Consider the following 18096-nt stretch of genomic DNA (forward strand, 5'->3'; position numbering starts at 1 on the left):
ATGTAAAAGCATTGAGCTAGTACTACGATTGGTACAACAAAAGCATCAAGTTAATAATAGTGGTCGGTAACGACGGCAAGAGGATTATCTATGTCTCATATGAGTGAAGTTGAAGTAAGAAAAGAGCAAACAAATGATGAAGTACTTCAATGGGTGACTTTCCAGCTAGAAGAAGAAACTTACGGCATCAACGTAATGCAAGTGCGTGAAGTACTGCGTTACAGCGAAATTGCTCCAGTACCGGGTGCTCCAGATTACGTTCTAGGTATTATCAACCTACGTGGTAACGTTGTTACTGTTATCGACACTCGTTCTCGCTTTGGTTTGATGCAAGGTGAAATCACAGACAACACTCGTATCATCGTTATTGAATCTGAGCGTCAAGTAATTGGTATTCTAGTCGATAGCGTTGCTGAAGTGGTTTACCTACGTTCTTCTGAAATCGACACAACGCCAAGTGTTGGTACTGATGAAAGTGCTAAGTTCATCCAAGGTGTTAGTAACCGAGATGGCAAGCTGCTTATATTAGTAGATCTAAACAAACTACTAAGCGAAGACGAATGGGATGAGATGGCTCACCTGTAATGTTTGAAGCGCTTCCTTTAAGCCCTATTGCCCTGATATCAGGCGTTGGGGTTTTTACGTTATTTATCCTGATTTTGATTAGCAAAGTAAAACGTGCGATTCAAAAGCAGCTCGATCAGTCACGTCTGCAAGTTCGTAACTTGGACAAAGAGCTTCAAAAATCGAGTAAGCAATTGCTTGAGGTTCGCTCTGTTGTGGTTGGCCTTGGCCAGAAAGTGACGGAACAGCAAGATCTGATCAAGCACTTGAATGAACGCATTGTTGAGTTGGAACATGCTGACACCGATGGACGCTTGTACACACGTGCAACAAAAATGGTTCAGCTTGGTGCCGGGATAAACGAACTGATCGAAGAGTGTGAATTACCTAAAGCGGAAGCTGAGCTAATGATGTCTCTACAGAATAAGCTCGCGGGTAAGGAAAAAATCCCTTCGTTGAGAAGTAACCCTTCATCGTACGATGATCAACCCGATGCCTCTCGCGATCGCAGAGACCCGCCTCGACGTCGTTAAATTGAGCGCTTAATTCGTATTGAACATTACGTATTCCTCTTAAAAGAAGCTTCGGCTTCTTTTTTTATGCCTGTCCGATCTATATAGAACGATGTTTATAAGTGCTTGTATCTACGACAATATCTTGTTTGTTGATGAAAATGTGTAAATTGTGATGCGGTGGTAACAGTTTCTTACCGACTTTGTTCTATCGAAAACGCCTAGTCCTGTTTTGTCACCATGTTGGTGTGCTACTATAGCGCTCTCATTACTCGACTAAATTTACCTATGCTAGAAGTCTCAAATTTAACTGCTATTCGTGACGACAGGGTTCTGTTTGAATCGTTGTCTTTTCAATTGAAACCAGGTGAACTGGTTCAGGTTGAAGGTCGTAACGGTACTGGGAAAACGACACTCCTTAGGATTATTACTGGCTTAGGCGATCGCGATGACGGTACTATCTCCTGGGACGGTGAGTCTATTGAATCGAGTCGAGATGTGTATCATCAAAATTTACTTTTTCTTGGTCACCAAACAGGTGTAAAGCGCGAGCTTAGTGCTTATGAGAACCTGAGCTTTTATCAGTCGATTCACAGTGGCGGTACTAGCAAAGAAGAGCTTTACCACGCGCTGGCTCAAGTTGGGCTTGCGGGCAGAGAAGACGTACCTGCGGGGCAACTTTCAGCAGGCCAACAGCGCCGAGTTGCGTTGGCTCGCCTTTGGTTGAGCAAGCAAATGTTGTGGATTCTCGATGAGCCGCTGACTGCGATTGATAAGCAGGGCGTGAAAGTTCTCGAATCTCTTTTTTCTCAGCATGCAGACAACGGTGGCATTGTGTTATTAACCACACACCAAGATATGTTTGCTGATAGCCCGAAACTAAGAAAAATAAAGTTGGGTGAGTAATATGATCTCTTCAATGACCACGATTATCCGACGCGAACTGCTTATCGCATTTCGACGTCAAGCAGATATCTTTAACCCTTTGTGGTTCTTCATCATTGTTATCACTCTATTCCCTTTGAGTATCGGCCCCGAGCCAAACCTACTTGCGCGTATTGCTGCGGGTATAGTTTGGGTGGCCGCTTTGCTATCTGCACTGCTCTCTTTAGAGCGTCTTTTCCGCGACGATTTTCAAGATGGCGCCCTTGAGCAGATGATGCTGATGCCCATCCCGTTGCAGTTGGTAGTATTGTCCAAGGTCATAGCACACTGGTTGTTGACCGGGTTACCATTGATTTTAATCAGCCCATTATTGGCTGTTTTGTTGTCTTTAGATTTTGATACATGGCTCTCAGTTGTGTTGACCTTGCTGGTAGGAACACCCGCATTGAGTTTTATTGGTGCGATTGGTGTTGCGTTAACCGTTGGGTTACAGAAGGGCGGAGTCCTGTTAAGCCTGTTAATCTTGCCGCTTTACATCCCCATTTTAATCTTCGCGACGTCAGCGATTGACGCTGCGGCTTTGGGCGTTGCATACAACGGTCAATTGGCGGTGCTTGGGGCAATGTTAATGGGTGCGATGACTATGACACCTTTTGCGATCAGTGCCGCACTTAGAGTGAGTGTGAACTGATTGGGGTTCCGTTATCGTATAGCCAATGTGAACCAAACGTGTCGATTGGACTCATAGAGTCAGTAAAACTGAAAGCAAGACAAATAAAATTATTATAATTATAGCTTTAATAGCTGTAAGCAATATGAAGTAAGAGTGAGATTACAACATGTGGAAATGGCTCCATCCCTATGCCAAAGCAGAAACCTCTTATCAGCTTGCTGGTAAACTTTTGCCATGGTTTTCGATCCTAGCGCTATTGTGTCTATCCGTCGGTACCGTGTGGGGGCTTGCATTTGCGCCTTCTGATTACCAACAAGGCGATAGCTTCCGTATCATCTACATCCATGTGCCGTCTGCAATCTGGTCGATGGGTGTTTACATGTCGATGGCGATTGCTGCCTTTATCGGGTTGGTATGGCAGGTAAGGCTATCAGACATGGCCGCACTGGCGATGGCACCGATTGGTGCTGTGTTTACCTTCATTGCGTTATTAACCGGCGCTGTTTGGGGTAAACCAATGTGGGGTGCTTGGTGGGTTTGGGATGCGCGTTTAACCTCAGAGCTGATTCTTCTATTCTTATACTTAGGTGTGATTGCACTTCACCACGCTTTTGACGACCAAAAAACAGCAGCCAAAGCGGCAGGCATTTTGGCTATCGTTGGTGTCATCAACCTACCTATCATTCACTTTTCAGTAGAGTGGTGGAACACACTTCACCAAGGCGCGACAATCACTAAGTTCGACAAGCCTTCTATTTCAAGTGACATGTTATGGCCGCTTCTTCTTAACATCTTCGGCTTCGCCTTTTTCTTTGGTGCTGTGACTATGGTTCGTTTCCGTAACGAAATCATCAGTAAAGAAAGTCACCGTCCATGGGTTCGCAAGCTTGCGGCTGAAAAAGCGTAGTAGGGTAGGTAATTATGTATTTTGAATCTTTGAGTGATTTCTTTGCCATGGGAGGCTATGCCTCGTATGTATGGAGTGCATTTGGAATCACATTCCTCGCGATGATCATTTTACTGGTCGTAAGCGTTCGTCGTGGTAAGCAATTACTAAATGAAGTACAAGCTAAGATTGATCGTCAAGCTCGTATCGATGCAGCAAAAAATATGGAGAACACTCTATGAACCCAAGACGTAAAAAGAGGCTGGGCATTGTCTTAGCGATCTTTTTTGGTATCAGTGCGACTGTTGGATTGATGGTTTACGCACTTAACCAGAACATGGATCTGTTCTACACACCAACTGAGCTGGTCAACGGCAAAGATGGTAAGAAACCTGAAGTTGGTCAACGCCTACGTATTGGTGGCATGGTCGTAGTCGGCTCTGTAAGCCGTGACAATGAATCACTACGTGTAAGCTTTGATTTGCAAGATGTAGGCCCTAAAGTAACAATTCTATACGATGGCATCCTTCCTGATCTTTTCCGTGAAGGCCAAGGTATTGTTGCTCAGGGTGTTCTTAAAAATGCAACGACAATCGAAGCGTTTGAGGTGTTGGCAAAGCACGATGAAGAGTACATGCCTTCTGAAGTTGCGGAAGCAATGAAGAAAACCCATGAGCCTTTGCAATACACGACTGAACAAAAAGAAGGAAATGCTCAATGATAGCCGAGATCGGCCATTTTGCGATGATCCTGTCCTTGGGACTTGCATTGCTGCTAAGCGTGCTCCCACTGTATGGAGCCGCTCGAAATAACACATTATTGATGAACAGCGCACGACCGTTGTCGTGGGGTATGTTCGGATTCTTAGCGATTTCGTTCTTTATCCTGTGTTACGCGTTCTACACAAATGATTTTACGATTCAATACGTAGCAAGTAACTCGAATAGCCAACTGCCTTGGTACTACCGAATTACGGCGGTTTGGGGCGCTCACGAAGGTTCATTACTGCTTTGGGTTCTTATCCAAGCGGGTTGGACGGTTGCAGTAGCGACGTTTAGCCGTGGTATGCCTCAAGAGTCTGTTGCTCGCGTACTGGCTATCATGGGTTTGATTACGGTCGGCTTCTTGCTGTTCATTATCGTAACGTCTAACCCGTTCCTACGTACATTGCCTTTCTTCCCTGTAGATGGCCGTGACTTGAACCCACTACTGCAAGACCCGGGTTTGATTATTCACCCGCCAATGCTTTACATGGGTTATGTAGGTTTCTCTGTTGCGTTCTCTTTCGCAATCGCTTCTCTAATGAGTGGTCGTCTTGATACGGCATGGGCTCGCTGGTCGCGTCCTTGGACAATCGCAGCTTGGTTATTCCTAACGGTAGGTATCGCACTAGGTTCATGGTGGGCTTACTACGAACTTGGCTGGGGTGGCTGGTGGTTCTGGGATCCAGTAGAAAACGCTTCATTCATGCCTTGGTTGGCTGGTACTGCTCTAATGCACTCTCTAGCGGTAACCGAAAAGCGTGGCACATTTAAAGCTTGGACAGTACTGCTGGCTATCTCTGCATTCTCGCTAAGCTTACTAGGTACATTCCTAGTTCGTTCGGGCATCTTGGTATCGGTTCATGCATTCGCGTCGGATCCTGCTCGTGGTATGTTTATTCTAGGTTTCCTAGTCTTTGTTATCGGTGGTTCACTGCTGTTATTCGCCGTTAAAGGCGCATCGGTTCGTGTTCGCGGTAACTTCGATTTGGTTTCTCGTGAAAATGCATTGCTTGGTAACAACATCTTATTGATTGCAGCGCTTGTCGTTGTATTAGTCGGTACGCTACTGCCATTAGTTCACAAACAGTTAGGCTTGGGCTCGGTATCTATCGGTGCACCATTCTTTGACATGTTGTTCTTCTGGTTAATGATCCCGTTCTCGTTCCTGCTTGGTATCGGTCCTCTGATCCGCTGGAAACGTGACAACCTATCTAAGCTTGTTAAACCAATGCTGATTTCAGGTGCATTCTCACTTGGCTTGAGTGCGCTAATGGTTGCTTTACTGGCTGACCGCTTCAGTGGTACTGCGTTTGCTGGTTGGGTAATGGCGTTCTGGATCATCTTCATGCACGGCTTTGAGCTACATGAGCGTGCGACTCACCGTCATACATTCCTGAAAGGTCTAACTAAGCTACCTCGTAGCCACTGGGCAATGATGTGTGGTCACATTGGTTTGGCTGTGACAGTGATTGGTATCGCGATGGTGCAAAACTACAGCATCGAACGCGATGTACGTCTGGCGCCAGGTGAAAGCTACCAGCTTGAAGAGTACAGCTTCCTGTTTACAGGGGTTCGTGACAAAGATGGTCCTAACTATGATGGTTACATTGCTGACTTTGAAATTACAAAAGAAGGCAAATACATCAACACGCTTCACGCTGAAAAACGTTTCTACACCACAGCTAAGTCTATGATGACAGAAGCAGCGATTGACCGTGGCGTAACGCGCGACCTTTACATCGCAATGGGTGAACGTTTAGACGACAACAAATCTTGGGCTGTACGCATCTACTACAAACCATTTGTACGTTGGATCTGGACTGGTTCTTTGATTATGTCGATTGGTGGTGCTATTGCTATCAGTGACCGTCGTTACCGTTTCCGTAAGCCAACAAAAAAGTCGGCTGAAGAGCAGGAGGCTTAATTCGAATGAACAAGAAGATTTTATTCATTCCATTGATTGCGTTCATGGTTCTAGCTGGAATCTTTGCCACGCAATTAATGCGCAACCAGTCGGGCGATGACCCGACTAAGCTTGAATCAGTATTGATTGGTAAGCCTGTTCCTGAGTTCGGTCTAGAAGACTTAGAACAACCAGGAAAGTTTCATGATCAAGCGATCTTTAAAGGTGAGCCACTGCTTCTTAACGTGTGGGCGACTTGGTGTCCTACTTGTTATGCAGAGCACTCTTACCTGAACAAGCTTGCGGATCAAGGCGTTAAGATCATTGGTCTTAACTACAAAGATGATCGCAACAAAGCCGTTGGTTGGTTAAAAGAGCTGGGTAACCCTTACTTAATCAGCCTATTCGATGGCAATGGCATGCTAGGTCTTGACCTTGGCGTGTATGGCGCGCCTGAAACTTTCCTAATCGATGCTAACGGCGTAGTTCGCTACCGCCATGTTGGTGACGTGAACCCAACTAACTGGGCATCGACGCTTGAGCCGATGTATCAAGAGTTGTTGGAGGAATCGAAATGATTAGAAAGGCACTGATTACTCTATTCGCAACGTTCGCAATCTCAGCGACTGTTTCTGCTGCGCCTATCGAGTTCCATGAATTTGAAACTGTGGATCAAGAACAGCAGTTCAAAGAGTTGAGTAATACGCTACGTTGCCCTAAATGTCAGAACAACACGATTGGTGATTCGAATGCTGAGCTAGCGGTCGACTTACGCCAAAAAGTGTACGAGATGACAAAAGACGGCAAGTCGAAGCAAGATATCATTGATTACATGATTGCTCGCTACGGTAACTTTGTGACTTACAATCCACCACTGACACTAGCTACATCGATCCTTTGGATTGGTCCGTTTGCGGTTGTTGTGTTTGGATTTGGTTTGATTATTTTACGAAGCAGAAAGTCAAAATCAAAAGCAGCAGTAGAGTCAGATAAAGACTGGGATGCAGACAAAGAAGCTCGCTTAAAAGCGTTACTCGATGAAGAGAACGACGGAGATAAGAAGTAATGACTCTATTTTGGATTTCTACCATTATCCTTTCGCTAGCGGCAATTTTCTTAATTGTTCTGCCTTTCATTAATAAGAAGGCAAACAATGATGAAATGCTTCGCGACGAGTTGAACAAAGCATTCTATAAAGACCGTCTTGTCGAGTTAGAAGTAGAAGCAGAGGAAGGTCTTGTTGATAACCAACAAGAACTGATCGCTGATTTGAAACAGTCTCTGCTTGATGATGTTCCTGCACAAGAAGAGATGAAGAAGACTCAAATCTCTACGCTTGGTGTGGTTGTACCGTCGATCATTCTTGTCGTCGTTGTGACTTATGGTATGTACTTTAAGTTCGGTGCATTGGACAAAGTTCAACACTGGCAAGAAGTGAGCTCGAATCTTCCTGAATTGTCTAAAAAGCTAATGTCATCGGAAGGTGGTGCACTAACGGATGATGAGCTGGAAGATTTGACTCTGGCGCTTCGTACTCGTCTGCATTACCAACCAAAAGATTCAACAGGTTGGTTACTACTCGGTCGTATTGCACTGGCTAACCGTGATGCTGAAACAGCAAAAGACTCTATGGAACGAGCTTACAAGCTTGAACCTAAGAATGAAGATGTTCAGTTAGGTTTCGCACAAGCTCTGATGCTTTCACCTGATGAAGCTGATCAAAACCAAGCTCGTTTGATTTTGAGCCGTTTGATTCAAAACGATTACGTCGACCTTCGTGTGTTCTCACTGCTAGCGTTCGATGCATTTGAGCGTCAAGACTATCCAGGTGCTGTGAAGTACTGGAGCATCATGCAACAGATGATTGGTCCACAAGACAGTCGCTATGAAATGCTTTCGCGCAGTATTGAAAGTGCTCAGAAGAAAATGGGTGACACTATGGGTGTCGACCAAGGTAAGACTGTTGCTGTAACGCTCGATCTATCTGCAGACGTGAATGCTGACCCTAACTCAGTGTTAATTGTGTCAGTACACAGAGCGGATGGTTCTCCAATGCCTATCGCAGCCGCTCGTTACCCACTAGGGACTTTCCCTCGTACTGTTGTGCTAGATGATGGCAACAGCATGCTGGAAGGGCAAGAGCTGTCTAGCCTTGAAACTCTGATGGTTAGAGCTAGGCTTGATACAGACGGCAACGTTTCAACTCGCGAAGGCGATTGGTACGGTGAAAGTGAAGTGGTTGAATTGGGCGCTCCAGTCACCATTGATATCAATAAGCAATATTAATCATCACTTTGCATAGGTGTTAGCTATTCCGATTTGTAGATAAACGGTATAGACTTAGCCAAACAATTGAGGCCAGCGATTGCTGGCCTTTTTTATTATTCCTTATGGAAAAGGTGATATGTCTGCCAGTGTTTTAAGACTCTCGAGTTTACTTTTTATCGCAAGCTTAACGGTTGGGTGTTCAAGTGCGCCGGACGAAAGTGTTAACGATGATAACCTCGAAACCTCTGAATACGTCGAAGAGTCCCACCCGAATGATCCTTTTGAAGGCTTCAACCGAGCGATGTGGGATATCAACTACGAATATCTAGATCCTTATTTAGTTCGTCCTGTTTCCCTCGCTTATGTTGACTACACCCCTGTGCCAGTGCGTTCTGGTATCTCCAATTTTCTAGCCAACTTAGACGAACCATCAAGCATGGTGAATAATCTTATTATGGGCAATGGTGAAAAAGCACTCGACCATTTTAATCGTTTTTGGATTAACTCAACGATTGGTTTATTAGGCTTAATCGATATTGCCAGCGAAGCGGGGATTACCAAATACGATGATAAGTCGTTCTCTGATGCGATTGGTCATTACGGGGTAGGGAATGGTCCGTACTTCATGGTACCGGGTTATGGCCCAATAACAACGCGTGAAGTAACTGAAACCGTTGATGGTATGTATGTGCCTCTGTCTTTCTTGAACTTTTGGGCTAGCTTAGGCAAGTGGGCATTTGAGGGTATGGAAACACGTGCTCAGTTAGTGTCGCAAGAAGCGCTGTTGGATAACTCTCCTGATCCATATGCATTAACGCGTGATGTTTACATTCAACGTCGTGATTTCAAAGCCGAGATTGAACCTGAAGAGGTCGACCTTGAAGAGGAAGATTTCATCGATGGCTATCTAGAAGATTACTAGAAACATGATTTAGCAATAGATAAAAGAAAGGCTCGATGTTGATACAACATCGAGCCTTTTTAATGCTTGTTACTTAGATTAAGTAAAACAGATTAGAAGCGGTAGTTAGCTTGGATACCCACTAACCAGATGCTACCAGTCACTTCACCTTCGAAGTCACCACCAAATGGCGCAGAACTTGCGTCATCTTCAACCATTTTTGCGTCTTTCGCTAGGATGTAAGTGAAACCAGCGTCTAGTGTTAGTTGCTCAGACCATTGGTAGCCTGCACCAATACTTAGCCAAGTTCGGTCTGTTTCCGGAATCGTCGCAGTACGGTGCTCTTCGCTTACCGCTGAAGTATCGTACGCAATACCAGAGCGCAGAGCTAATTTAGGTGTCATTTGGTAAGTTGTACCGATCGCAAAGCGGTAGTTGTCTTCCCAGTTCTCTTGCTTGATATCTTGAGTTCGAGCAGGGCCGAATTCAGGGATGTCAGCTACTAGTTCTTCAAAGCTGCTCCAATTAGTCCAGTTAACGCTCGCATGTACAGCGATTTTATCTGATAGTTGATGGAAGCTTGCCAATTCTGCTGTAGCAGGAAGAGCTAATGCCATAGAACCGTTGTACTTAGATTTAACTGGTCCACCAATTGCGTTTGCTACGGAATCAAAAGCAAGACCTTCTGCGTGACCTTCCAATGTTAGATCTACTTCAGATTTGTAGGTGAAGCCTAGACGGTTGCTTTCATTGATCTGCCAAGCAGTACCGACTTGCCAACCCCATGCAGTATCATCACCTTCCATGTATTTAAGTGCATCACCTTGGTTTACCATGGTTGGGATTGTTGTTGCTGATACCGCCCCAAAGCTACCTTCAGCCATGATGTAACGAATACCACCACCAATAGATACGCTTTCAAGTACTTGGTAAGCTGCGTTTAGGTTTAGCTCCATCGTAGTAACACTTGCTTCGTTACCATGGTTAGCGCCACCAAAGTCTTTACCTAGGTCTGTTTCCATACCGTAGTTAGTGCCAGCAGCAAAACCTAATGCGAACTTGTCGTTGTACTTATGAGAAACGTAGAAGTTTGGGATCACTGCGCTGTGAGCGAAATCACTTGAATTTGATGGAGTCGTTGAAGCACCACCAACTGAAGTAGACGTTCCATCGATATCAATATTTGGATCAACATAGATAGCACCAACAGAAACCTGAGTGCCTTCTAGGTAAGTCAGCATAGCAGGGTTACGCCATTGTGCGTCTGCACCGTCAGCCATTGCTGCTTCACCAGCGTATGCGCGGCCAAGACCGGTCGCTGAGTATTCTGCTAGTTGAAAACCTGCCGCGTGAGTTACGGTAGAAGTCGAAAGTAGTCCAACTGCCACTGCAGCAGATAGAAGAGTCTTATTCATTTTCATTATTATGTTCGCTGAATCATAAGTATTTAGTGGCGTGATTCTACTTTTAGAGTCATTACTTTAAAAATGAAATTCGAATAAAACAGTGTTTTAGGGATTTAATGAGTAAATGTGTTTAATTATTAGAGAAATAATCTAAATGTTTCGGCTGTGTTGCGAAATTTGAGCGTACACTTGTAGCCATATATTGGCCTTGCAGGCTACAGTTGTAAGCCTAAAATGATAAAGGTCAGTGGTTTAGGTAATAAAAAAGGGTCGCATAATGCGACCCTTTGGAGATTTATAACCTAGCTTATATTAGAAGCTACGGCTGTACTGCAGGCCTAGTAGTATAGCATCAGCATGTGTCGTTGCTGTAAGCGGAGTTCCTGAAGAAGTCTCCGTAACATCTACGTCATCACCTAGTAGGTAGGTAAAGCCAAAGTCTACGTTTGACGCTGTATCAATGTGGTAAGTGAAACCAGCAGATAGCCATTGGCGATCAGAGTCAGGTACAGAAATTGAAGTCAGCTCGTCTTGTGCGCTTGTGTCGTACATGTAACCAGTACGAAGAGTCCAAGTGTCGTTTAGGTAGTAAGTACCACCAATGGCATAGTGCCAGCCATCTTGCCATTGGTATTCTTTATTGTAAGTACCTTGGATTAGACCTTGAGACAAGTTTTCGAATTCGATTTGGTCGAAGTCACCCCAGCCGATCCATTGTACTGAGTAGTGGACTGCAAATTTAGTGTCTTCAATTTTGTGGTAACCAGAGAATTCAGCAATGTCCGGTAGAGGAAGAGTGATCTCTTGACCTTTATCGTCTTTAGCCGTGATTTCAGGGCTGTAGCGGTAAGATAGACCAAAACGGTTATTTTCATCTAACTCGTAAACGGTACCAACGTTAAAGCCTACAGCCCAACCGTCAGCTTCATCTACGTTTAGTAAAGGTGTTCCAACTGGAAGGCCACCAGGAACCATACCGGCACCTGAGCTACGCTTCATTGTACCTTGCCCATAGATCAGGTCTAAACCAGCACCGAAGCTCCATTGGTTATTTAGTCGGTATGAACCTGCAAGGCCGAAGTTAATACTCTTAACATCCGTTAAGCCGCCGTATTCAGCCGCAGGGTAGCTGTCATCAAACTCTGTTTTAGTACCGAAGTTTGAGTAAGCGTTCACACCCCAAGCAAACTTATCATTTACTGGAACGATAAGGTGGATGTTCGGAGCGATTGACGTATCACCTACATCATCTGTATCGCCTACTGGAATTGCACCACCAACGTACTCTACGTCTTTAACTTCGATCATAGATGTAATGCTTTCAAAACCAAGAGACAGCTCAGTTTTATCAAATAGTGCCATTGCTGCAGGGTTACGTGCCATTACTGACGCGTTATCTGCGATTACTGCATCACCAGCGAAAGCACGGCCGATGCCGGTAGCTGATTGTGCGTTAAGTTGGAAACCTGCTGCCATCGCTTGCGAAGACGCTAGTGTAATTGTTACTGCTAAAAGAGACTTTTTAAACAGACGCGTGTTGTTGGTAGTCATTCATTTATTCCTTTATATATCCGCCTCTACAGGGCGATTAATTTGAGCAATTGCTCAATGGTGGCTGATCCTATTCGCAAGTATACGATATACAAATCCGACCATTGGAAATTTTGAGTGGAAAATTATGGAAATGACGCCTATCTGGCACGAAAATGGTGCGAAATGCTGTTTTTTAGAGCTTTAACTCTAGATGTATTGGTGGTGTGAATGGTTTTTCGGTTTATTTATAAATAAAACCCAGCAATATCAGTAATATAATTGCTGGGCCTTTTGTGGCGGGGCTTTAAGAGCGAATTAGCTCATTGGTTTGATCATTTTTGTCAGCTTTTCGGCGATTTTGGAAACATCCTCACCATTTTCACCCACAAGGATTAAGCTGCTACCATCGACGGGTGTTACTGAGCCGGACATGCCTTTTTCATCAAAGTCGATAGGTTTGTCTGTCGGAATACTGGTTAAAAACAACGTTACTTTGCCTTTTGCGCCTTGGAAGACCATATGTACTGCGTTGGATTTACCAAAGCCACAGTGGTTTAGGTAATAGACGTGGTAAGGGAAAGCATCATCAAACTGAAAAGCAAATGGGTTCATTTTTGCGTTGATTTGCTGCGATGTGACCTGTTCATCGATGGAACTAACAAAACTCTTTTCATCAACAACATGCTTCATCGCTGTATCAACCAAACTAGCTTGAGCTGGTGAAACGAATGCGTTGCCCCAATTCACTTGGCCAACTAATAAACCAGCAACAAACGCTACCGAGGCAGCCATTGCCATTGCTCGTCTCGCAAACGTAGGCCTTACTACTTTGCTTTCTTCGCTTGAGGTCTGATTGAACAGAATACGATCAGCAAGATCGTCTGGCACATCCACATTCATCGCAGAGTGGATCTGTTTATCAAGTGCTAGTACATCGTCTAAGAAGTTACTATTGGCTTCGCTATTCGCAGCCGCATCAACAATATCTTGTGTACGTTGTTTAGGTTCCGACAATACACGACGACGAAATTCCAAATCATCCATTATGTTGCCCCCTCTCTGCCTCTTCTGTATCCAATAGCTCTTTCAACTGATTTCGAGCTCTGAATAAACGTGTCATCACCGTGTTTTTGTTGAGATCGAGAATATCGGCAATCTCATCACCACTAAAACCACCAATCACTTGCAAGAAGAGAGGTTCACGGTAATCAATTTCAAGTTTCATGATCTGGGCTTGCAACCACTGATGTTGATGGTGCGGGTCATCACTGACACTAGCATCGTTACCGTGATCGTCGATATCAACCAGATCAAACTGTTTGCGTTCAAAACGTCGAGCGTTCTCGCGTCTCAAGATGGTAATTAGCCAAGATTTAGCGGCTTTTTCATCTTGAAGGCTATCGAGTGACTTCCATGCACGAAGGCAAGTTTCTTGAACTAAGTCTTCGGCAATGCTTTTGTCTTTGCATAACCAATAGGCGTAGCGAAAGAGGTCACGATGATAGGCACGCACGAGCGCTTCGTATTTTCTTTGTTTGTCCATATCAGAGTTGACCGGACGCTTGGCTGTTTTCTTTCCAAACATTTTTATTATTGACACACGAGCCTCCATAATTGCTCTGCGTATAGCTGTCCTCTATACGTTGTGCTTCGTTTTTATATTTTTAGAGCTAACGATCGGCAGGAAATCGTAAAATCACATTAAAATTGATCTACTTCAAAATCTAAGGCCTCGAACCCGTTATAGTACACCTTGTCGTCTAGTTAGTCATTCGTGGCTAGCATGTTGAGCAAGACGACACTTCCTTTTGAAGGCTGACTTTACTTTCTCCTAATCAGGAAACTGATTATTTCAATTGGCGCTAAGTTAATTGCTTTATATACATTCCGACCACACAGCTTTGTGTGGTTTTTTTTTGCCTCAAGAAAACCATTCTCTACATTGCGATAACAGTCTTGGCTTACAATAGTTTAGTCTCTTACGACAACCTTTCCCCCAAAAAGGTTCGCCTGAATGTGCAGTTATATTTTCAAACAGTGAGATACTCGTATCACGTTTATTTAAACGCTCGTTTGATTTAATTAACAACTTCTTTACAATGCTTCAGGTCAGACCTCTTAACTTTAAGGAGAAACCATGGGCAAACAGGAAGTCAAAACGCGTTCTGGAGAACGTGTTGCCGTTGTCGCTGGATTACGAACCCCATTTGCTCGTCAGAGCACAGAATTTAGCCAAGTGCCTGCGGTTGACCTAGGCAAAATGGTTGTAAGCGAAATGCTTGCAAGAACGGATGTCGATCCTGCGCTTATCGAACAAGTTGTGTTCGGCCAAGTCGTGCAAATGCCAGAAGCGCCGAACATTGCGCGTGAAATCGTGTTGGGCACAGGCATGGACATTAATACCGATGCCTACAGTGTCACACGAGCATGTGCGACCAGCTTCCAAGCGGCAGTTAACGTGACCGAAAGCATTATGGCAGGCACGATTGATGTCGGTATTGCGGGCGGTGCGGACTCTTCTTCTGTATTGCCTATCGGTGTTTCGAAAAAGTTAGCGGCAAATCTATTAGCGCTGAGTAAAACGAAAACTATGGGTCAAAAGCTGAAGATTCTTAAAACACTTTCCGTAAAAGATTTGATGCCAGTACCACCTGCAGTTGCAGAGTACTCGACCGGTTTATCCATGGGACAAACGGCTGAGCAAATGGCGAAGACGCATGGTATTACTCGCGAAGCTCAAGACGCACTTGCTCACCGTTCTCACTCTTTGGCTTCTCAGGCATGGAAAGAAGGCAAGATTAAAGACGAAGTGATGACTGCATTCCCGGCGCCTTACAAAAAGTACCTAGCGGAAGACAACAACATTCGCCACGACTCAACGGTTGAAGGTTACGCTAAGCTGCGTCCTGCTTTTGATAGAAAGTACGGCAGTGTAACGGCAGCCAATGCTACGCCGCTGACTGACGGCGGTGCGGCAGTGATGTTGATGCGCGAAGGTAAAGCGAAAGAACTAGGCTTAGAAGTGCTTGGTTATATTCGTGGTTATGCGTTCTCAGCGATTGGTGTTGAAACGGACATGTTGATGGGCCCGACTTACGCGACCTCACAAGTATTGAAGAACACAGGTTTAGAGTTGTCAGACTTAACACTGATCGAGATGCACGAAGCATTCGCAGCCCAAGTCTTGGCTAACGTTAAAATGTTTGCGAGCGATGAGTTTGCACAGAAGAATCTTGGCCGCGATAAAGCGATCGGTGAGATTGATATGGAGAAGTTCAACGTGCTGGGTAGCTCGATTGCTTACGGACACCCATTTGCAGCGACTGGCGCGCGCATGATGACTCAAACATTACGTGAACTGAAACGTCGCGGTGGCGGCTTGGCACTGAACACAGCTTGTGCGGCTGGTGGTTTAGGTGCTGCAATGATCTTGGAGGTAGAATAATGTCTACGACTCTTGATGCAACAACAGAAAACGAAACAGTCGCTCAATCAGATTCAACGTCTGCGACTGAATCAACCAAAAAGAAATCGGCAGCATTTTCTCTTAATATCGATGAGCAAGATATTGCTTGGTTAGCGATTGATGTGCCGAACGAGAAAATGAACACGCTGCAAGCGGCTTTTGCTGAAGAAATGAAAGCCATCTTCGAGCAACTCAAAGAAAAGCAAAGCCGCGTTAAGGGCCTAATCGTTCATTCTCTTAAGCCAGATAACTTTATCGCTGGCGCTGATGTAAGAATGCTTGATGCGTGTAAAACGGCTGACGAAGCACAGTCTCTGGCTCGCCAAGGGCAGGAGATGTTCCAAACTCTGTCTGAACTGCCGTACCCAGTAGTCGCAGCGATTCACGGCCCATGTTTAGGCGGTGGTTTAGAGCTCGCACTGGCGTGTGATTACCGTGTATGTACCGATTCAGATAAGACTCGTCTTGGTCTGCCAGAAGTACAACTAGGCTTATTGCCGGGTTCTGGCGGTACACAGCGTCTACCTCGCCTTATCGGTTTGCTGCCATCGCTCGACCTAATCCTAACGGGCAAGCAACTGCGCGCTAAGAAAGCGAAATCGCTCGGTGTTGTGGATGCTTGTGTGCCTGAAACTATCCTGCTTGAAGTCGCTAAAAGCTTTGTTGAAAAGAATACGGGCAGTAAAAAAGGTAAGCGTCTAGCATCGAAAAGCCAAGCGTCGACCAAAGAGAAGCTAATTTCACGTAACGGCCTTGGTCGTAAAGTGATTTTTGAGCAAGCTTCTAAGAAGACAAATCAGAAAACACGTGGCAATTACCCAGCAGCAGATGCGATTCTAGACGTGATTCGTTATGGCCTTGAGAACGGCTTTGACAAAGGCCTTCAGTATGAAGCGAAGCGTTTCTCAGAACTGGTTATGACTTCTGAATCTAAAGCCCTTCGTTCGATTTTCTTTGCAACTACGGAAATGAAAAAAGAGCACGGCGCAGACGCAGAACCAAAAGCGGTTAAGCGTGTTGGTGTGCTTGGCGGGGGTCTTATGGGCGCAGGTATCAGCCATGTCAGCGTTGCTAAGGCTAAAGTGCCAGTTCGTATCAAAGACGTTTCCAATGAAGGTGTGCTGAACGCGCTTAACTACAACTTCAAGTTGTTCGATAAGCAGCGTAAGCGTCGCATTCTGAGCAGGGCGGGTCTTGAAAGTAAGATGCTTCAGCTTTCTGGTGGTATCGACTTTACTAGCTTTAATCACACCGATGTGGTGATTGAAGCGGTATTTGAAGACCTCGACCTTAAGCAGTCAATGGTTGCGGACATCGAAGCCAATGCCAAGCCAGAGACGATCTTTGCGACCAACACATCTTCGTTACCAATCCATAAGATTGCAGAGAAGGCACAGCGACCAGAAAACGTTGTCGGTCTTCACTACTTCAGCCCTGCAGAGAAAATGCCGCTGGTTGAAGTTATTCCTCATGAAACAACGTCAGAAGAGACGATCTCGACGGTGGTTGCATTAGCGAAGAAGCAAGGCAAAACCCCGATTGTTGTGAAAGACACCGCTGGCTTCTACGTGAACCGTATTCTTGCTCCGTACATGAATGAAGCTGCGCATTTACTGCTAGCGAACGAGCCGATTGAAAAGCTCGACAGCACGTTATTGGACTTCGGTTTCCCGGTTGGCCCTATCACCTTATTAGATGAGGTGGGTGTTGATATCGGTGCGAAGATCATTCCTATTTTAGTGAATGAGCTTGGCGATCGTTTCCAAGGCCCTGATGTGTTCGACATTCTTTTGAATGACAACCGTAAAGGCCGTAAGAGTGGTAAAGGTTTCTACACTTACAAAGGGAAGAAGAAGGAAGTCGATAAGTCAGTTTACAAGCTGCTTAAGCTGCAACCAGATCCTAAGTTGAGCGATAACCATATCGCGATGCGCTGTGTGTTACCTATGCTAAACGAAGCGGTTCGTTGTTTGGATGACGGCATTATCCGCAGCCCTCGTGATGGTGATATCGGTGCGATTTTCGGTATCGGTTTCCCGCCATTTCTAGGAGGTCCGTTCCGTTATATGGATCAAATCGGCATTAAGTCACTGGTTGAGATGATGAACGACTTCGCTAAGAAGTACGGTGATCGTTTTGCGCCATGTGATGGCCTACTGACACGCGCTGGTTTGGGTGAGTCTTTCTACAAGTAACTCTCTAATTCATTGATTAAGAAGCCCGCATCAAGCGATTGATGCGGGCTTTATTTTTATGGAGATATGCTAAAGGAGTGAGATTCCCGACTCAGTCGTTCCTCCTTCTCGGGAATGACGTGGGAGAGTGATGTGTTCTG

Annotated in this window: 18 protein-coding genes; 14 read left to right on the forward strand and 4 right to left on the reverse strand. The window is 45.1% G+C overall.

Features of this window, described 5'->3' with window-relative positions; all coding sequences use genetic code 11:
* Window positions 1–90 precede the first annotated feature (90 nt).
* From IQQ51_RS17645 to IQQ51_RS17700, 12 genes are all read left to right on the forward strand, one after another.
* A complete protein-coding gene (locus tag IQQ51_RS17645; protein ID WP_017064109.1) occupies window positions 91–585 on the forward strand; it encodes a chemotaxis protein CheW in 495 nt (164 codons plus the stop codon).
* Window positions 585–1097: a DUF2802 domain-containing protein gene (locus tag IQQ51_RS17650; protein WP_050711930.1), complete on the forward strand. Its 513-nt coding sequence runs from the start codon at window positions 585–587 to the stop codon at window positions 1095–1097. The genes IQQ51_RS17645 and IQQ51_RS17650 overlap by 1 nt, the downstream gene beginning before the upstream one ends.
* A 267-nt stretch (window positions 1098–1364) precedes the next feature.
* Entirely contained in the window at window positions 1365–1982 is a 618-nt protein-coding gene (ccmA, locus tag IQQ51_RS17655; RefSeq protein ID WP_048607846.1) for a cytochrome c biogenesis heme-transporting ATPase CcmA, read from the forward strand.
* 1 nt (window position 1983) lies between these two features.
* Window positions 1984–2652 (forward strand): heme exporter protein CcmB, encoded by a 669-nt coding sequence (gene ccmB / locus IQQ51_RS17660; RefSeq protein WP_017060658.1) that lies wholly within the window; start codon window positions 1984–1986, stop codon window positions 2650–2652.
* 148 nt (window positions 2653–2800) lie between these two features.
* Window positions 2801–3541, forward strand: coding sequence for a heme ABC transporter permease (locus tag IQQ51_RS17665; protein ID WP_017064107.1), 741 nt, complete (start codon window positions 2801–2803; stop codon window positions 3539–3541).
* Between the two features lie 14 nt (window positions 3542–3555).
* The gene (gene ccmD, locus IQQ51_RS17670; protein ID WP_009848525.1) at window positions 3556–3762 is read left to right on the forward strand and encodes a heme exporter protein CcmD; all 207 of its coding nucleotides are present in this window, start codon (window positions 3556–3558) and stop codon (window positions 3760–3762) included.
* Window positions 3759–4241: a cytochrome c maturation protein CcmE gene (gene ccmE, locus IQQ51_RS17675; RefSeq protein ID WP_017064106.1), complete on the forward strand. Its 483-nt coding sequence runs from the start codon at window positions 3759–3761 to the stop codon at window positions 4239–4241. Before ccmD ends, ccmE begins: the two co-directional genes overlap by 4 nt.
* Window positions 4238–6208 carry a heme lyase CcmF/NrfE family subunit gene (locus IQQ51_RS17680; RefSeq protein ID WP_193841683.1) on the forward strand — a complete coding sequence of 657 codons (1971 nt, stop codon included), beginning with the start codon at window positions 4238–4240 and terminating at the stop codon, window positions 6206–6208. The genes ccmE and IQQ51_RS17680 overlap by 4 nt, the downstream gene beginning before the upstream one ends.
* A 5-nt stretch (window positions 6209–6213) precedes the next feature.
* The gene (locus IQQ51_RS17685) at window positions 6214–6765 is read left to right on the forward strand and encodes a DsbE family thiol:disulfide interchange protein (protein WP_017060653.1); all 552 of its coding nucleotides are present in this window, start codon (window positions 6214–6216) and stop codon (window positions 6763–6765) included.
* Window positions 6762–7253 (forward strand): cytochrome c-type biogenesis protein, encoded by a 492-nt coding sequence (locus IQQ51_RS17690; protein ID WP_048607850.1) that lies wholly within the window; start codon window positions 6762–6764, stop codon window positions 7251–7253. Before IQQ51_RS17685 ends, IQQ51_RS17690 begins: the two co-directional genes overlap by 4 nt.
* Entirely contained in the window at window positions 7253–8473 is a 1221-nt protein-coding gene (gene ccmI / locus IQQ51_RS17695) for a c-type cytochrome biogenesis protein CcmI (RefSeq protein WP_050621064.1), read from the forward strand. Before IQQ51_RS17690 ends, ccmI begins: the two co-directional genes overlap by 1 nt.
* Before the next feature lie 118 nt (window positions 8474–8591).
* On the forward strand, window positions 8592–9377 hold the full coding sequence (locus tag IQQ51_RS17700) for a VacJ family lipoprotein (RefSeq protein ID WP_193841684.1): 786 nt from the start codon (window positions 8592–8594) through the stop codon (window positions 9375–9377).
* Between the two features lie 92 nt (window positions 9378–9469).
* Here the strand turns inward: IQQ51_RS17700 and IQQ51_RS17705 are convergent, their stop codons facing one another.
* From IQQ51_RS17705 to IQQ51_RS17720, 4 genes are all read right to left on the reverse strand, one after another.
* A complete protein-coding gene (locus IQQ51_RS17705; protein WP_193841685.1) occupies window positions 9470–10777 on the reverse strand; it encodes an outer membrane protein transport protein in 1308 nt (435 codons plus the stop codon).
* 297 nt (window positions 10778–11074) lie between these two features.
* A complete protein-coding gene (locus IQQ51_RS17710) occupies window positions 11075–12313 on the reverse strand; it encodes an outer membrane protein transport protein (protein ID WP_193841686.1) in 1239 nt (412 codons plus the stop codon).
* A 297-nt stretch (window positions 12314–12610) separates the two neighbouring features.
* Complete coding sequence (locus tag IQQ51_RS17715; RefSeq protein WP_048613142.1) at window positions 12611–13339, reverse strand: DUF3379 domain-containing protein; 729 nt, start codon at window positions 13337–13339, stop codon at window positions 12611–12613.
* Entirely contained in the window at window positions 13332–13880 is a 549-nt protein-coding gene (locus tag IQQ51_RS17720; RefSeq protein WP_017060646.1) for a sigma-70 family RNA polymerase sigma factor, read from the reverse strand. The genes IQQ51_RS17715 and IQQ51_RS17720 overlap by 8 nt, the downstream gene beginning before the upstream one ends.
* 552 nt (window positions 13881–14432) lie before the next feature.
* Between IQQ51_RS17720 and fadI the strand changes: the two genes are divergently transcribed.
* Window positions 14433–15740, forward strand: coding sequence for an acetyl-CoA C-acyltransferase FadI (fadI, locus tag IQQ51_RS17725; RefSeq protein ID WP_048607862.1), 1308 nt, complete (start codon window positions 14433–14435; stop codon window positions 15738–15740).
* A complete protein-coding gene (gene fadJ, locus IQQ51_RS17730; RefSeq protein WP_193841687.1) occupies window positions 15740–17956 on the forward strand; it encodes a fatty acid oxidation complex subunit alpha FadJ in 2217 nt (738 codons plus the stop codon). The genes fadI and fadJ overlap by 1 nt, the downstream gene beginning before the upstream one ends.
* Window positions 17957–18096: the final 140 nt, after the last annotated feature.

The sequence above is a fragment of the Vibrio sp. OPT18 genome, from assembly GCF_015163615.1.
GTDB classification, from domain to species: Bacteria; Pseudomonadota; Gammaproteobacteria; order Enterobacterales; family Vibrionaceae; genus Vibrio; species Vibrio coralliirubri.

Bases quoted from the DNA above. Each gene is read 5' to 3' on its own strand.
- IQQ51_RS17680 (WP_193841683.1), top strand. From the start codon at position 4,238: ATGATAGCCGAGATCGGCCATTTTGCGATGATCCTGTCCTTGGGACTT.
- fadJ (WP_193841687.1), top strand. From the start codon at position 15,740: ATGTCTACGACTCTTGATGCAACAACAGAAAACGAAACAGTCGCTCAA.
- ccmD (WP_009848525.1), top strand. From the start codon at position 3,556: ATGTATTTTGAATCTTTGAGTGATTTCTTTGCCATGGGAGGCTATGCC.
- IQQ51_RS17650 (WP_050711930.1), top strand. From the start codon at position 585: ATGTTTGAAGCGCTTCCTTTAAGCCCTATTGCCCTGATATCAGGCGTT.
- IQQ51_RS17715 (WP_048613142.1), bottom strand. From the start codon at position 13,339: ATGGATGATTTGGAATTTCGTCGTCGTGTATTGTCGGAACCTAAACAA.
- IQQ51_RS17665 (WP_017064107.1), top strand. From the start codon at position 2,801: ATGTGGAAATGGCTCCATCCCTATGCCAAAGCAGAAACCTCTTATCAG.
- IQQ51_RS17645 (WP_017064109.1), top strand. From the start codon at position 91: ATGTCTCATATGAGTGAAGTTGAAGTAAGAAAAGAGCAAACAAATGAT.
- ccmB (WP_017060658.1), top strand. From the start codon at position 1,984: ATGATCTCTTCAATGACCACGATTATCCGACGCGAACTGCTTATCGCA.
- IQQ51_RS17720 (WP_017060646.1), bottom strand. From the start codon at position 13,880: ATGTTTGGAAAGAAAACAGCCAAGCGTCCGGTCAACTCTGATATGGAC.
- ccmE (WP_017064106.1), top strand. From the start codon at position 3,759: ATGAACCCAAGACGTAAAAAGAGGCTGGGCATTGTCTTAGCGATCTTT.
- IQQ51_RS17700 (WP_193841684.1), top strand. From the start codon at position 8,592: ATGTCTGCCAGTGTTTTAAGACTCTCGAGTTTACTTTTTATCGCAAGC.
- fadI (WP_048607862.1), top strand. From the start codon at position 14,433: ATGGGCAAACAGGAAGTCAAAACGCGTTCTGGAGAACGTGTTGCCGTT.
- IQQ51_RS17705 (WP_193841685.1), bottom strand. From the start codon at position 10,777: ATGAAAATGAATAAGACTCTTCTATCTGCTGCAGTGGCAGTTGGACTA.
- IQQ51_RS17710 (WP_193841686.1), bottom strand. From the start codon at position 12,313: ATGACTACCAACAACACGCGTCTGTTTAAAAAGTCTCTTTTAGCAGTA.
- IQQ51_RS17685 (WP_017060653.1), top strand. From the start codon at position 6,214: ATGAACAAGAAGATTTTATTCATTCCATTGATTGCGTTCATGGTTCTA.
- IQQ51_RS17690 (WP_048607850.1), top strand. From the start codon at position 6,762: ATGATTAGAAAGGCACTGATTACTCTATTCGCAACGTTCGCAATCTCA.
- ccmA (WP_048607846.1), top strand. From the start codon at position 1,365: ATGCTAGAAGTCTCAAATTTAACTGCTATTCGTGACGACAGGGTTCTG.
- ccmI (WP_050621064.1), top strand. From the start codon at position 7,253: ATGACTCTATTTTGGATTTCTACCATTATCCTTTCGCTAGCGGCAATT.